14 protein-coding genes are annotated in these 14,242 nt (G+C 69.1%); 5 read left to right on the top strand and 9 right to left on the bottom strand.

Annotated features, from left to right (window positions below):
• Nucleotides 1-234: 234 nt before the first annotated feature.
• Nucleotides 235-1,740 carry a calcium-binding protein gene (locus ASF26_RS04705; RefSeq protein WP_056250270.1) on the top strand — a complete coding sequence of 502 codons (1,506 nt, stop codon included), beginning with the start codon at nucleotides 235-237 and terminating at the stop codon, nucleotides 1,738-1,740.
• Between the two features lie 52 nt (nucleotides 1,741-1,792).
• Here the strand turns inward: ASF26_RS04705 and uraD are convergent, their stop codons facing one another.
• Genes uraD through ASF26_RS04725 form a run of 4 tightly spaced genes read right to left on the bottom strand, consistent with a single transcriptional unit; the run spans nucleotide 1,793 to nucleotide 4,671 of the window.
• Complete coding sequence (uraD, locus tag ASF26_RS04710) at nucleotides 1,793-2,311, bottom strand: 2-oxo-4-hydroxy-4-carboxy-5-ureidoimidazoline decarboxylase (protein ID WP_056250272.1); 519 nt, start codon at nucleotides 2,309-2,311, stop codon at nucleotides 1,793-1,795.
• A gap of 4 nt (nucleotides 2,312-2,315) precedes the next feature.
• Nucleotides 2,316-2,669, bottom strand: a complete 354-nt coding sequence (uraH, locus tag ASF26_RS04715) for a hydroxyisourate hydrolase (protein ID WP_056250273.1) — start codon at nucleotides 2,667-2,669, stop codon at nucleotides 2,316-2,318.
• A gap of 51 nt (nucleotides 2,670-2,720) precedes the next feature.
• Nucleotides 2,721-3,257 (bottom strand): hydroxyisourate hydrolase, encoded by a 537-nt coding sequence (gene uraH / locus ASF26_RS04720; RefSeq protein ID WP_056250275.1) that lies wholly within the window; start codon nucleotides 3,255-3,257, stop codon nucleotides 2,721-2,723.
• 46 nt (nucleotides 3,258-3,303) lie between these two features.
• The gene (locus tag ASF26_RS04725; RefSeq protein ID WP_056250277.1) at nucleotides 3,304-4,671 is read right to left on the bottom strand and encodes an MFS transporter; all 1,368 of its coding nucleotides are present in this window, start codon (nucleotides 4,669-4,671) and stop codon (nucleotides 3,304-3,306) included.
• Nucleotides 4,672-4,920: 249 nt separating this feature from the next.
• Here ASF26_RS04725 and ASF26_RS04730 point away from each other — a divergent pair, with 249 nt between their 5' ends.
• A complete protein-coding gene (locus tag ASF26_RS04730; protein ID WP_056250280.1) occupies nucleotides 4,921-5,985 on the top strand; it encodes a nitronate monooxygenase family protein in 1,065 nt (354 codons plus the stop codon).
• A gap of 37 nt (nucleotides 5,986-6,022) precedes the next feature.
• Here the strand turns inward: ASF26_RS04730 and ASF26_RS04735 are convergent, their stop codons facing one another.
• Nucleotides 6,023-6,871: a transporter substrate-binding domain-containing protein gene (locus ASF26_RS04735; protein WP_056250517.1), complete on the bottom strand. Its 849-nt coding sequence runs from the start codon at nucleotides 6,869-6,871 to the stop codon at nucleotides 6,023-6,025.
• Between the two features lie 137 nt (nucleotides 6,872-7,008).
• Between ASF26_RS04735 and ASF26_RS04740 the strand changes: the two genes are divergently transcribed.
• A complete protein-coding gene (locus ASF26_RS04740) occupies nucleotides 7,009-8,877 on the top strand; it encodes a glycosyltransferase family 2 protein (protein ID WP_156462866.1) in 1,869 nt (622 codons plus the stop codon).
• Between the two features lie 4 nt (nucleotides 8,878-8,881).
• Here the strand turns inward: ASF26_RS04740 and ASF26_RS04745 are convergent, their stop codons facing one another.
• From ASF26_RS04745 to ASF26_RS04755, 3 genes are all read right to left on the bottom strand, one after another.
• The gene (locus tag ASF26_RS04745) at nucleotides 8,882-9,460 is read right to left on the bottom strand and encodes an SCO family protein (protein ID WP_056250283.1); all 579 of its coding nucleotides are present in this window, start codon (nucleotides 9,458-9,460) and stop codon (nucleotides 8,882-8,884) included.
• A 116-nt stretch (nucleotides 9,461-9,576) separates the two neighbouring features.
• Nucleotides 9,577-10,692, bottom strand: a complete 1,116-nt coding sequence (gene ampH / locus ASF26_RS04750) for a D-alanyl-D-alanine-carboxypeptidase/endopeptidase AmpH (protein ID WP_056250286.1) — start codon at nucleotides 10,690-10,692, stop codon at nucleotides 9,577-9,579.
• 145 nt (nucleotides 10,693-10,837) lie between these two features.
• The gene (locus ASF26_RS04755; RefSeq protein ID WP_056250293.1) at nucleotides 10,838-11,161 is read right to left on the bottom strand and encodes a metalloregulator ArsR/SmtB family transcription factor; all 324 of its coding nucleotides are present in this window, start codon (nucleotides 11,159-11,161) and stop codon (nucleotides 10,838-10,840) included.
• Nucleotides 11,162-11,263: 102 nt separating this feature from the next.
• Between ASF26_RS04755 and ASF26_RS04760 the strand changes: the two genes are divergently transcribed.
• On the top strand, nucleotides 11,264-12,166 hold the full coding sequence (locus ASF26_RS04760) for an acyl-CoA desaturase (protein ID WP_056250295.1): 903 nt from the start codon (nucleotides 11,264-11,266) through the stop codon (nucleotides 12,164-12,166).
• 78 nt (nucleotides 12,167-12,244) lie between these two features.
• Nucleotides 12,245-12,727 carry a hypothetical protein gene (locus ASF26_RS04765; RefSeq protein WP_056250297.1) on the top strand — a complete coding sequence of 161 codons (483 nt, stop codon included), beginning with the start codon at nucleotides 12,245-12,247 and terminating at the stop codon, nucleotides 12,725-12,727.
• 9 nt (nucleotides 12,728-12,736) lie between these two features.
• On the opposite strand, the gene cysG is transcribed toward ASF26_RS04765, so the two are convergent.
• Nucleotides 12,737-14,230: a siroheme synthase CysG gene (gene cysG, locus ASF26_RS04770; RefSeq protein ID WP_056250298.1), complete on the bottom strand. Its 1,494-nt coding sequence runs from the start codon at nucleotides 14,228-14,230 to the stop codon at nucleotides 12,737-12,739.
• Between the last annotated feature and the right edge of the window lie 12 nt (nucleotides 14,231-14,242).

Below are 14,242 nucleotides of genomic sequence, written 5' to 3' on the forward strand. Positions count from 1 at the left end.
CCGGCCGGATGCGGCCCGGCACCCTAGGGAGCGGGCCGGGGAGGGTCAACGCGCAGGGTCAATGCGGAGGGGCGACGCAAGTCTCCGGCGAGGCCCGGGCCGGGGTCGCCCGAAATCAGGCCTTAATGCTCGGTGCCGTATGCAAGCGGGCATCCCTGACCCTTGCGGCGACCGATACGGGTGGGAATCTTGCCGCGGCCCGATCCCGGCATATCCAGCGGAAAGGCGACCCCGATGGCATCCGTTTCCTTCACTCTCGACGACGACTACGATTCCGCCAAGACCGTTCGCCTGGATCGCAACCCCCTCGCCTCCTATGCCGGGCCGGCCAGCAGCCACGCCTTCGGCCGCGACGACGAGGGCCGTTTCATCCTGACCGACACCGGCGCCATTGACGATGGCGGCGTGACCTTCACCGATGCCGCGCGACCCGTCCCGGGGGGCTACGCCGTCCTGACGAGCGACCGTTACTCGGTCTTCCTGGACATGTCCGACAACACGGCATCGCTGAGCTTGACCGGCGGGATCTTCGGAGACGTGCTCCGGGGCGGAAGCAGCGACGATGTCCTCAGCGGTGGCGGCGGCAACGACGTGTTCGAGGGCGGCGAGGGCGACAACGTCATCAAGGGCAGCGCCGGGTCCGATACCGTCAGCTACGAGCATGCCCGGTATAGCATCGAGGTGTATCTCGAGGATTCGTTCGCCGCCACCGCTCCCACCGGTGACACGGACACGCTGTCGGGCATCGAGAACGTGCGCGGCACACGCTTTGGCGACATACTCACGGGAGACGGTCGCGCCAACCGCATCGAGGGCGGCGCGGGAGAGGACGGCATCGGCGGCGGCGGCGGCGGCGATACCCTCATCGGTGGCGCCGGGGATGACGGCATCGATGGTGGCAGCGGCGATGATTTCATCGAAGGCGGCGCCGGAGCGGATGCCCTGCGCGGTGGCGGCGGGATCGATACCGTAAGCTACGAGCATTCCTCGTCCGGGGTCAGGATCAATCTCTATAGAAACGACCAGGTCAGTGGCGGTGATGCGAGCGAAGACACGCTCTACGATTTCACCAACGTGATTGGCAGCCTCGATGGCGACTGGATCGCGGGCGACGGTAAGGACAACACCCTCGACGGGAACGGGGGCTCCGACACGCTTCACGGCAACGGCGGAAACGACCGCCTTATCGCCTCGTCTACCCCCGTCGCGGTCGATGGCGGCACGGGGCAGGACGTCCTGATCGTCGAGCTGAACCCTTACCTCGATACGCTCAACTTCAGCGACGAAACGTTCAAGGGCATCGAGAAGGTGGCGGTCCGCAGCAACGGATCCATCTATATGGCGGATGTCACGCTCGGAACGTCGATCATCTCACAGAGCGTCGAGGGCGATCACGGAAAGATTATCGGCACTGCCGGGGACGATCGCATCAGGGCGGGAAGCGGCGGCGACAGGATCGACGCCTGGAGCGGGGACAACACCGTCCTGGGCGGTGTGGGCAAGGACCAGTTCATCTTCCGCTCGGAGAAGGGCCGTACCGAAATCCATAATTTCGAGCTCGGCAAGGACAAGCTGGCTCTGCTGCCGCTGACGACGAATTTCGACAACGTCGTCATCACGTCGGTCCATGACGGCCAAGACACCCTCGTCAGCTTCAAGAAATACACCGGTATCGAGCACCGCATCATCCTGGAGGATGTGGTCGCGTCCTCGCTCGCCGAACGGGACTTCATCATCTGATCGGGGTCGCGAATGCGATATCCGGTTCCTCCGTGGCAACTCTCGGGCGCGCTCAGGCGCCCGCCCCTGCGATCAGCATGTCCAGGCGCATCCGCGTGATCGCGCCGATCTCGTCGAGGGCGGTGGCCTCCTCCTCGGCCCGCTCCCGTCGGAGTCGGGCCTCGAACACCGCGAGGATCTGGGCCCGGCTGCGGCCTCGTACGGCGATGATGAAGGGGAAGCCGAACCTCTTCCGGTAGGCGGCGTTCAGGCGGTCGAAGGCCGCCGCATCCTCGGGCGGGAGGTGGTCGAGGCCGGCGCTGCCCTGCTCGCTCGCCGAGTCGGCCGTCATCGCCCGGGCCCGGGCCTCGGGGCCGGCGAGTTCCGGATGCCCGTTGAGGAAGGCGAGGCGCTGCGCCTCGGGCGCATGGCGCACCACGTCCATCATCGCGGCGTGCAGGTCGGCCACGCTGGCGAAGGGGCGGGCCGGCGCCACCGCCTCGGCGACCCAGGCCGCGTGTTCGAACACCCCACCGAGCAGGGCGACGAAGGCGTCCCGGTCGAGACGGTGGATGGCGGCGAGATCCGGCAAAGGCTCAGCTCCCGCGATAGGTCGTGCAATTGCCGGGCGTGCACAGCATCGGCACGTGGTAATGCTGCTTGGCGTCGAACACCGAAAACCGCACCACCGGGTTGTCCACGAAGATGTCCGCCTCGCTGATGCCGGGCCGGCTCTTCAGATAGCCGTCGATGAAGAATTCGAGCTGATATTGGCCGATCTTCGCCTCGGCCGCCGGCAGGATCGGTGCGTCGGTGCGCCCGTCGGCATTGGTGACGACGCTCTTCACGAGGCGCCAGTGCCCCTCCTCCATCACCGAAAAGTCGATGCGCACGCCGGGCGCGGGGCGCCCGCGCTCCGAGTCGAGGATATGTGTCGTGATGCCGGCCATCGGGTTTCTCGGATCGTTTCGTGGGTAAGCGGTTGCGGACGGTCGGGGCTTTCAGCTGCCGCGATAATACGAGTAGCCCCAGGGCGTGAACAGGATCGGCAGGTGGTAGCGCTGGCTCGCGTCGCGGATGTGGAAGCGGATCGGGACGAGGCTCAGGAAGTTCGGGCTCGGCAGCGCCACGCCGATGCGGGCGAAGTATTCCTCGACATGCATCAGCAGCTCGTAGCGCCCGGTCTTCAGGGCGTCGTCGATGAGGAGCGGCTCGGGCGAACGGCCGTTGGCACCCGTCGTGATCGTCTTGAGCGGCCGGTAGGCGTCGCCGTCGCGCACGGAGAGGTCGCAGACCATGCCCGCGCCCGGTGTGCCGTGGAAATTGTCGATGGCGTGCATGGTGAGGCGCGGGCCGAGGCCCGATTGCATCGTCGGGCCGGTGGTCAGGGCACCCGGCTGCGCAGGCGCCGGGGCGGGCGCGCCCTGGGCCAGCACGGTGCCGGTGGCGGCGACCGTGCCGCCGAGACCGATTCCGGCGAGGCCGGCGCCTACCAGGCTGCGGCGCGTGAGGTCGGGTCGCTCAGGGGGGTGGTTCAACTGTGTCTCCTGCAGAGGGCCGGTCCCGGCGTGACCGGGGGTGGGTTCAGGCCGGCTCATGGGCGGCGCGGGCGGCGGCCCGGCGCTCCAGCGCCGGGGTGGCGGGTGGGACGAAGGCGAGGATCAGCACGATCGTCGCCAGCTCGAAGGCCGCGACCAGCCACAGGCCGGCGGAGGCCGAGCCGGTATGCTCGCGCAGGTAGCCCATGAGGGCGGGGGCGCCGAAGCCTGCGAGGTTGGCCACCGAATTGATCAGGGCGATGCCGGCCGCGGCGGCCGAGCCTGCCAGGAACCGCCCGGGGATCTGCCAGAAGACGGGGATCGCGCTCATCGTGCCGACGATCGCCACGGCGAGCGCCAGCATGGCCAGGACCGGGTTCGACGGGACCAGGAAACCGACGAGGGCGATGGCCAGCGCCCCGATCGTCGCCGGCACGCCGCAATGCAGGCGGGCCTCGCCGGTGCGATCGGAATGGCGCCCGTTGAGGATCATCCCGATGCCACCGCACAGATAGGCCGCCGACATGATCCAGCCGACGGTGAGCGGATCGGTGAAGCCGGCATCGCGCACCACGCTCGGCCCGAAGAAGGTCAGGGCCGAGTTCGCCATGATGATGCAGAAGAAGATCGCGATGCACTGCCAGACCCGGACATCCTTCAGGGATGCCAGGATGCGGTGCTCGCGCGGGCCGAGGGCCTCGGCGTCGCGGGCAAGGTCGGTCTCGATCAGCGCCCGCTGCTTCGGAGTCAGCCAAGTGGCCTTGGCGGGGCGGTCGGTCAGGTAGAGGAGCGTGACGAACCCTGCGAGGATCGACGGGATACCCTCCAGCAGGAACACCCATTGCCAGCCGGCCCAGCCGTTCACGCCGTCCATGCCGGTGAGGATCGCGCCGGCCAGCGGCCCGCCGATCACGCCGGCGATCGCCGAGGCCGACATGAACAGCCCGAACACCTTCGCCCGCCGCTCGCTCGGGTACCAGTAGGTGAGGTACAGGATCACGCCCGGATAGAAGCCGGCCTCGAACACTCCGAGCAGGAAGCGCAGCACGTAGAAGAAGGCCGGTGTGGTGACGAACATCATCGCCACGCAGCAGGCGCCCCAGAGGAAGGTGATCCGCGCGATGGTCTTGCGGGCGCCGATATATTCCAACAGCAGATTGCTCGGCACCTCGCAGAGGAAGTAGCCGATGAAGAAGATGCCCGCCCCGATGCCGTAGACCGTCTCGCTGAATTTGAGATCGGACAGCATCTGCAGCTTGGCAAAGCCGATATTGACGCGGTCGATCCAGGACAGGATCCAGAGCGCCATCAGGAACGGCAGCAGGCGCCAGGTAATCCGGCGGTAAGCCGCGTCGAGCGACGGACGAGGCCGGGTCGATGACGCATCGGGAACGGGATATGACCGGATCGCCATGGATCGCCTCGAGGTCCGTCACTCCATCGGCGCCGATGCAAACCTCGCCGAAACACCAGCAATAGTTGGACCATGTTCCCGCACGATCCGACATCCGGACGGGCCGCGAAACTCGTCTGCGAGCGGGGTTATCCACCCCGAGCGAGGCTTTCCATCGCGTTCCTCACGGGGCGCGGAGCCAGCCGGAAACCATCGCACTTCGATGGTGTAGACAGACGGTGATCGACGCCTTGCCAAGGAGACCATGCCATGTGGCCCGACAGACGCTTTCTCGATCTCGCCGGTCTGGATCATCCCATCGTCCAGGCCCCGATGGTCGGGCCTCGGGGCCGGCTCACGGCCGCCGTCTCCACTACCGGCGCCCTCGGGTCGCTGGCCTGCGCCGCCCTGAACGCCGATCAGATGCGCGGCGAGGCCGCGGCGATCCGCGAGAGCACGGATCGTCCGTTCAATCTGAATTTCTTCTGCCACGCTTCGGCCACCCCCGATCCGGCCCGCGAGGCCGCATGGCTCCAGCGCGTGACACCCTATTACCGCGAACTCGGCCTCGACCCGGCGGCACCCGTCGCCATGGCCAACCGCGCGCCCTTCGACGAGGCGATGTGCGCCGTCGTGGAGGATTTGCGCCCGGCGGTGGTCAGCTTCCATTTCGGGCTTCCCGAGGCCGCCCTCCTCCGCCGCGTCAGGGATGCGGGTTGCCTCGTCGTCTCGTCCGCCACGACCGTGCGTGAGGCCCGCTGGCTCGATGCGCGCGGCGTGGACGCGATCATCGCGCAAGGGTCCGATGCCGGGGGCCATCGCGGCATGTTCCTTACCGATGCGGTGGAGTCCCAGGTCGGCACCTTCTCCCTGGTGCCGCAGGTGGTGGACGCGGTGCGCGTGCCGGTCATCGCGGCGGGCGGCATCGCCGATGCGCGCGGGATCGCCGCGGCGCTCACCCTCGGCGCGTCCGCCGTCCAGATCGGCACGGCCTATCTCCTCTGCCCGGAGGCCGGCACCTCCGCCGTCCATCTCGCCGCCCTAAGGGCCGCCCGCGACGAGGATACCGCGCTCACCAACGTCTTCACGGGCCGTCCCGCCCGAGGTCTCGTCAACCGCGCCGTCGCGGAACTCGGCCCGCTGAGCGCCGACGCGCCGGCCTTTCCTTCCGCCGCCATGGCGCTTCAGCCGCTGCGCCGGCGCGCGGAGGCTGCAGGCTCGGGCGATTTCTCGCCGCTCTGGTCGGGACAGGCGGCGTCCCTGGCGTGGGAAACGGGGGCTGCGGATTTGACCCTGCGGCTGGCGGAGGAGGCGCGCGGGATGCTGAGGATGTAAGGCCAGCCCGGCGCTCCGAGGGGGATGGGCCGGCGAGTCAGAACGGACTGACGGGGAAGAACCGCAGGTACAGCTCGGCGTATTTCCCCTCGTCCCAGAGCCGTTGGAGGGCTTCGTCGAGGGCGCGCGAGAGGGCCGTGTCCTCGCGCCGGGTGACAAGGCCGATGCCCTCGCCGAAATAGCGGTTTTCCAGGTAGTCGCCGCCCACCAGCGCGCAGCAATTCGAGGAATCGATGCCGCCGATCCACAGGGCGAGGTTGAGCCCGTCGGCGAAGACGTAATCCACATCGCCGCGCCGGAGCGCCCCTTCGGCGGTGGCGAGGTCGGTGAAGTCGCGTGCCTCCGCCTGGGGGAAGAACGCCTTCAGATAGGCCGCATGGGCGCTTGCCGCGACGATTCCGACGGACTTGCCGGCCAGCGCCTTGGCCGAGGGGGCGGGCAGGCCCTTGTCCGTGCGGGCGGCGAAGCGCGCCGGCCAGCGGAAATACGGACGGGTGGCGAGGAACCGGCTGCGCAGGGTCGGCGTCAGGGGGATGGCGGCGGCGACCACGTCGCCCTGCCTCTCGGCCAGCGCGTCGAGCAGCGTATCGAACCGGCGCGCCTGAATCGTGCAGCTGAGCGACAGGCGTTCGCAGACCGCCCGGACGAGTTCCACCACGAAGCCGGTGGGGGCGCCGTCCGGGCCGGCGAAATGCAGGGGCGGGAACTCGTCGTCGGTGAGGAAGCGGACGGCGCGCGCCGTCTGCGGCGCTTCGATCCGTTCGAGCCGGCTGCGCGGATTCCAGAAATTCGGGATCGTCACGCTCGGCGAGGCCGTGTCCCGCGAGGCCGTATCGTGCGCTGTCGAGTCTTGCGCTGCCGCCGGCCAAGCCGAGAACAGCGCCATCACCAGCAAAGCGGCGGCACACCAGGCGAGGCGGCTTGACGGTGTGGTTGTATCTGTGGCGCACTGGTTGTGCGCGGGAATCGTCTGGCTCACGGCTCTCCCCTATCACGTTCCCGGGCCTCGGGGAGCCGGTTCCGGTGTCGATCCTCGGTTTCAGGAGCCTGCGCGGCGAAACGGTGGCATTGCCGCCGGAGATCGCGTTTCTCTTGAGCCACGCCGCCTCCCCGATGCTGCTGGCGAAGGCCGCCGCCCTGGCGCGGGCGAGCGGCACCGATGCCGCCACCGCCCTGATCCAGTCCGGGCTGATGGACGAGGAACGCTTCTACCGCGCCCTCGCCGTCACCCTCGGCGCGCGCTATTTCGGCGCGCCCCTGCCCCTCGGCGCCGGGGCGCGGTTTCCCGACAGTGTGGTCGCGGGTGTCGCGCCCCTCGATCCGGGGACGGGGGCGGCCTTCGTCTACGCGCCGCGGGGACGCGCCGTCGTCGAATTGCTGGAGGGACGCAGCCCCACCGGTCTGATGCCGGCGATCACCGCCCCGACGGTCCTGCGCCACGCGATCTTCGCCCAGCGCTCGGTGGGGGTCGCGGCCCATGCCTCGGACGACCTCCTCAGGCGGAGGCCGGACTGGGCCTACAACGCCGTCCCCGTGGCGCCGCTCCTTGCGCTGGCAGGCCTCGTCTTCGGCGCGTTCCTGTTCGCCCTGGCCTGCCTGCCGGCGTTCCTCGTCACGGCGGCCTGGGTCCTGGTGCAGGTCGGATTTCTCGTCCTGCTCACCTTTCGCGTGGCCGCCATCGGCCCCACCGGCAGGATCGTGCCGGAGGATACGCCCGGGCAAAGGATGTCGGACGTCGACCTGCCGGTCTACACGGTGTTCGTCGCCCTCTACCGGGAGGCGGCGGTGGTGCCGCGCTTGCTGGAGGCGTTGACGCGGTTCGATTACCCGGTGGCGAAGCTCGACATCAAACTCCTCACGGAAGCCGACGATGCCGCCACGGCGGGGGCGCTCGCCCGCCTCACCCTGCCGGCGCATGTGGAGGTCGTCGTCGTGCCGCCGGGTTTGCCCAGGACCAAGCCGCGCGCCCTCAACGCCGCCCTGCCCCTGGCAAGGGGAAGCTGCCTCGTGGTCTACGACGCGGAGGACGTGCCCGATCCCGGCCAGTTGCGGGCGGCTGCCGAGGCTTTCGCCCGCGCCTCCCCGCGCACCGCCTGCCTGCAGGGTCGCCTCGTCATCGACAATGCCCGCGATTCCTGGCTGACCCGGTGCTTCGCCCTCGAATACACCGCCCTGTTCGACGTGCTCGGCCCGGCGCTGGCCGCATGGCGGCTGCCGACGCCGCTGGGTGGGACCTCCACCCATTTCCGAACCCACATCCTGCGCGCCGTCCATGGCTGGGATTCTTGGAACGTCACCGAGGATGCCGATCTCGGCCTGCGGCTGGCGAGGGCCGGCTACGATGTCGGCGATCTGCCAAGCAGTACGATCGAGGAGGCGCCAGCCCGCTACAAGGCCTGGCTCAACCAGCGCACCCGCTGGATGAAGGGCTTCCTCCAGACCAGCCTCACCCATGGCCGCACTCCTATGGTCACGTTCCGCGAGCTCGGTCCGTTGGCGAGCCTATGCGCCATCGCCCTCATCCCCGGAACGGTGGCCTCGGCCCTGGCCTATCCGTTTCTGATGCTTCCGGCCGTGGTCTCCCTCTGGCCCAGCCGGATCCAGGCGGGGAGCGACTTCTGGTCGAACCTACCCACGGGCACGGCGATCACGGTCCTCGTCTCGGGCTTCGTGGCGATGCTGCTGCCCGCCTATATCGGCGCCCGGCGCCGGGGCTGGCACGATCTCGTCCCCTTCGTGCCCCTGCTGCCGGTCTATTTCCTCTTCGTCAGCCTCGCGGCCTGGCGCGGGGTGATCGAGCTGATCCTGGCGCCCGACCGATGGAACAAGACCGAGCACGGCCTGTCCCGCACCTCGCGCAGCGGGGCCCTGACACGGCACTCGCCGCGATGACGGGTCACAACGCCTTTGCGAGTTCCGCCGCCGTCTGGTCGGCGGGCTTCGTCAGGTTGAGGGCGTTCACGAAGCGGTTGCGCCCATCCATGATGTAGACGAGCGCGGTGTGCTCCATCGTGTAATCGTCCCCCTTGGTCGGCACCTTGCGGACATAGGCGCGGTAGGCCTTCACGGCCGCGGTGACTTCCTCCTGCGAACCGGTGAGGCCCACGATGCGGGGATCGAAACTGGCGAGGTAGGTCTTCAGGGCCTCGGGCGTGTCGCGCTCCGGATCGACCGCGATGAACAGCGCCTTCGTGTCCTTGCCCTTGGGTCCGAGCGCCTGGAGCACGTCGCCGATCTGCTGCAGCGTGGTCGGGCAGACATCGGGGCAATGGGTGAAGCCGAAGAAGACGAGATGGGTCGCCCCGGCGAAATCCCGCTCGGTGACGCGCCGTCCGTCCTGGTCGGTGAGGGTGAAGGGGCCGCCGACGCTGCTGGTCGCCACCTGCCCCGCCTTCGGCACGAGCATCACGGTGGCCGCAACGCCGAGCGCTACGAGGCCGACGGCGAAGAGGATGAGGGGAAGGGCGCGACGCATGGGGAGCCTTCAAGCCGGTTCCGGAGGGACGCTGCGGCAAGAGCATGGGCCGGGGATGCGGGCAACCGTCAATGTGTCGCCGGGGGGCTGCGTGAGACCGGCTTCACCACGCGGGGTCAGCGGGTCGCGAGGGCGGCGATCAGCTTGTGGGTCGTGCTGGTCAAGGCGGAGAACGCCGCGAAATCGATGCTGTTGATGACGACGAAGACCCCGACATCGCGCCCCGGCGCGAAGGCGACGTAGCTCATGAAGCCGGCGCCACCCCCGCTCTTGGCCAGCATCGCCGGTTCGTTCCCCTTGGCCGCCAGGGCCACCCAGCCGAGGGCGAGTCCCGCCATCGGCGAGGCTTCGTCGAAGCCGATCGCCGCCGGCATCGATTGGCGCTGGCGGTAGACCGCGTGGCTCAGGGCGAGTGCGCCGCTCGTGGCGGCGACGTTGTGCCGGAGCCAGCGCGCCATGTCGTTGCCCGTGCTGTAGAGGCCGCCGCTTCCGCCCGTCGCCTGCGTGTCGACGCAGGTGGCCGGGCCGCCGAGGCCTGAGCCGATCATCAGCCGGGCGCATTGCTCCGGCGTCGGCGAGAGGACCGTATCGGGCATTCCGACGGGCGCGGTGACGTGGCTGCGCAGCAATTGGGAATAGGGCGCGCCCCCCGCCGCGCCGACGGCATCGGCCAGGAGGTCGAACCCCACATTCGAGTAGGACGTGACGGTGCCGGGGGCCCAAGGCAGCGTGTATCGGCCGAGCCAGGACCAGCGCTCGTCGCGGGTCGGCCAGGCGCGAGGGTTCGTGCCCTCGGGCGCGTGTCCCATCTCGCGCGGCAGGGCGCCGGAATAGGTCGCCAGATCGAGGAGGGTGATGGGCCGCCCTTCGAAGGCGGGCACCTTCGCCTCCGGGGCGAAGCTCTGCAGCGGATCGGTGAGGGCGAGCCTTCTCTGCGCGGCGAGGGAGGCCAGCACCTCCGTGGTGAAGACCTTGGTGACGGAGTTGAGCCGCACCAGACTCGTGCCGTCGGGCGTGATCCCGTTGCCCTTCTCGGTCTCGCCGTAGCCGCGAATGAAGGTCCCGTCCCCGCGCACGACCACCAGGATCATGCCGGGCGCGCCGGATTCGAGGAACAGGATCTCGCCGGTGAGGTCCGTCGCCGCCGCGATCACCGGATCGTTGGCGCTCGCCGCTTGTGTCGTCGCCGCGAGCGACAGGGCGAGGGCGAGGACAGCGAATCGCTTGATCACGGCGCGGCTCCGATTCCGGGCGGAACTCTACACGTATCGCACATGGTGCAAGCTCATCGGGCGGGTGGGGCCGCCGCATCGATTCACAGGTGTTTCATAGGCAATACCGTTCAGACGGACGTTCCCGCATCGGGAACCCCGAGTTTCAGCCCTCCCCTACCTTCCCACGGTCGCCGGAAAGGGAGGCGCTCTCGCGCCGGAGTGGGCGACCGATGGGGCAGACCTCCTGCACGAACCCGGCGAGGGTGTTGGCGAGATTGTCCTCCACCTGTCGGTAGAACACGAACTGGCCGCGCTTCTCGCTCGCCACCAGGCCGGCATTCTCCAGGATCGAGAGATGCTGCGAGATCGACGGTTTCGACATCTCGAAGCGTGAGGCGATCTCGCCCGCGCTCAACTCGGCATGCGCCAGATAGGCGAGGATTTTCCGTCGCACTGGGGATGCCAGGGCCTCGAAGACGCGCTGCATGGAATCGTTGCCTCACTTCACCCGACATTTAGGTGATGAGCTAACGATTGACAAATCAGTCACTGGCGTAATTAGGTAAACACCTAACTGCAGGAGGCCGACATGACGCTTCTCTCGACACCCCGCCTCATTGCGGGGCCGGACACCTCCGTCACGGAAGGGCGGGTCCGCTGGGCGCCGTCCCGCTCGCTCTGGACCGGTGGCATGACGTTGGCGGCCGTCTCCCTGGCGCCGGTCTTCGTCACGCCCGGCGCGGTGTTGCTGTTCCTGGCGACGAGCGCGGTCACCCTCTGTCTCGGGCACTCCATCGGCCTACACCGGCTCCTGATCCATCGCAGCCTGTCGGCGTCGCTCTGGGTGGAGCGGGTGCTGGTCTATCTCGGCACGCTGGTCGGCATGGCGGGACCGCTCGGCATGGTGCGGCTCCACGACACCCGGGACTGGGCGCAGCGTCAGGCCGCGTGCCACGACCTCCATGCCCACCGCGCACCGTTTCTGCGCGATGCGTGGTGGCAGATGCATTGCCGCCTCGATCTCGACCGCCCGCCCCGCTTCGTGCCGGAGGACAGGATCGCCCGCGACGGGTTCCTGCGCTGGCTGGAGGCGACCTGGATGGCGCAGCAGATCCCGTGGGCGATCCTGTTCTACGCGCTCGGCGGATTGCCGTGGCTGGTCTGGGGCGTCCCCGTGCGGATCGCCGTGAGCCTCACCGGGCACTGGCTCGTCGGCCATCTCACCCACCGACGCGGGCCGCAGGGCTGGGCGGTGGATGGTGTCGCGGTGCAGGGCCACGACTTGCCGGCGGCCTCGCTCGTCACCTTCGGGGAGGCTTGGCACGGCAACCACCATGCCTGGCCGGAATCCGCCCGCCTCGGCATCGAGCCGGGTCAGCACGATCCCGGTTGGTGGGTGTTGCTGGCGATGCGCCGGCTCGGGCTGGTATGGGGTCTCAAGCAGCCGGGCGAGCTGACGCCCAGGGAGGGATTGCGCCGCGTCGCGGCCTAAAACCCCTCCCCCGGCACCCGTCCGCTCCGAGATTACCGCGATCTCCTCGCCGCCTCGACCGACGAAAGGAACACGATCATGTCATCCGCCTCCTGGCCGATCACCCTGCGCGTCGCCTTGGCGGGCATCATCGGCCTCGTCGGATCGGTTCTGGTCATTCAGATGCTGCTCTGGCCGGCTTTGCCGGAAGGGGCCGCGACGGAGACGATGGCCCGAGCCCTGTCGAGGGGCTTCGGCAGGACGATGGCCCTGATGGTGGCCGGACTTCTCTTTGCCGGTCCGTTGATCCTCATCGCGATTTTCGCCGGGGCGGCCTTCCGTCCCTCGATCGAGCGGCATCTCCTGCCATGGAGCCTCGGCTCGCCGGTCGCGGTATGGCTGTTCGCCTGTCTCGTCCTCGTCGTGATGACGGAATCCGCCTCCAGGCCGCAGGGATTTTTCCAACGGCTCGCCGCCGCCATGGGGTCGGCGGAAAACCTGCTCTTCCTGTTGGGGCCCCTCGTGTCGGGCCTCGCATTCTATGGCTTGTCGGTGCCGCGAAAGCGGACGCCTCCGGTGTGACGAACCCTGTCACACGGCGATCTGATCTCGTTCCCCGGTCTCGTCCACCAGGGCGGCCCCCTGTCGCCGCAATGCCTCGCCCACCATCAGCAAGGCCGGCCCGTCGAAGCCCGATGCCTCCACACGGTCCGCCAGATCGGCGGCTGTGCCCGATACGACGGCTTGGTTGGGCCGCGTGGCGTTGAAGACGAGGAGCGCGGGGGTGGCCGGTGCCAGACCCTCGGCGACGGCGCGGTCGAGCAGCTCGCGCAGGGTCTTCTTCGGCATATAGACCACGGTGGTGACGCTCGGATCGGCGAGCGCCCCCCAGTTCAGGTCGGACGGCAGGGCACCGCGCCGGTCGTGGCCGGTGACGAATTGCAGGCGTCGCGCCGAGTCGCGGTTGGTCAATGAGACGCCCAGCGAGGCGGCCGCCCCCTGTGCCGCCGAGATGCCCGGCACCACGCTCACGGGGATTCCCGCCTGATGGCAGGCGTCGATTTCCTCGCCGGCCCGGCCGAAGACCAGGGGATCGCCGGATTTCAGGCGCACCACCTGCTTGCCGGATTTGGCGAGCTGCACCATCAGCGCGTTGATGTCGTCCTGGCGGCAGGAGGGGCCGTGCCCGGTCTTGCCGACCAGCATGGTGCGCGCCTCGCGGCGGGCATAATCGAGGATCTCGGGCGCCACGAGATCGTCGTAGAGGATCACGTCGGCGTTGCGGAGCGCCCGCAAGGCCTTCAGCGTCAGGAGTTCGGCATCGCCCGGTCCCGAGCCGACGAGCGTCACCGCCCCCCCCTTGGGGGCCACCTCCGTCTGGCCGAGAAGCTCGGCGAGATCCGCCTCGGTGGGAGCCCGGTCCGGCTCGGCGAAGGCGCGATCCGTGAACCGCTCCCAGAAGGCGCGGCGGTCGGAGAAGGCGTGGAAGCGGGAGGTGACCTCCTCGCGCCAGTCGCGGGCGGCGCCGATCCAGGCCTTGAACCCGCGCGGGAGCATGCCCTCGATCCGGGCGCGCACCGTCTGCCCGAAGACGGGAGCCGCGCCCTCCGTCGAGATGCCCACCACCATCGGCGAACGGTTGACGATGGCGCCGAACTTCACGTCGCAGAGATGCGGCCGGTCGACGGCGTTGACGATGGCGCCGGTCGCCCGCGCGGCGGCCACGAAGGCGATGCAATCGGCCTCGTCCTCCATGGCGCCGATGCAGAAGGCGGCGCCCTGGAGGTCGGAGGGCTGCCACTGGCGCTCGTGCAGGGTGACGCTGCCGGCGACGATCTCGCCCGGCACCGCGCGCAGCTCGTCGCTGGGTTCGGGTGCGTAGACGTCGACATCGGCCCCGGCGGCGGCGAGCAGCTTCACCTTCCACGGCGCGCCGCCATTGGACCCGGCCAGCACTGCGCGCTTGCCCTGCAGCGGCACGAAGACCGGCAGGACCGCCAGCGGTTCGAGGCCGGCATGTCCGGCGCCCTCACGGGCGGCGATTCCGGCGGGTCGGGTTTCCCGGGGCTGGCGGGGCGTGCTCATGGCGTGAAAATG

Origin of the sequence: Methylobacterium sp. Leaf93 (assembly GCF_001422345.1) — a bacterium.
GTDB lineage: Bacteria > Pseudomonadota > Alphaproteobacteria > Rhizobiales > Beijerinckiaceae > Methylobacterium > Methylobacterium bullatum.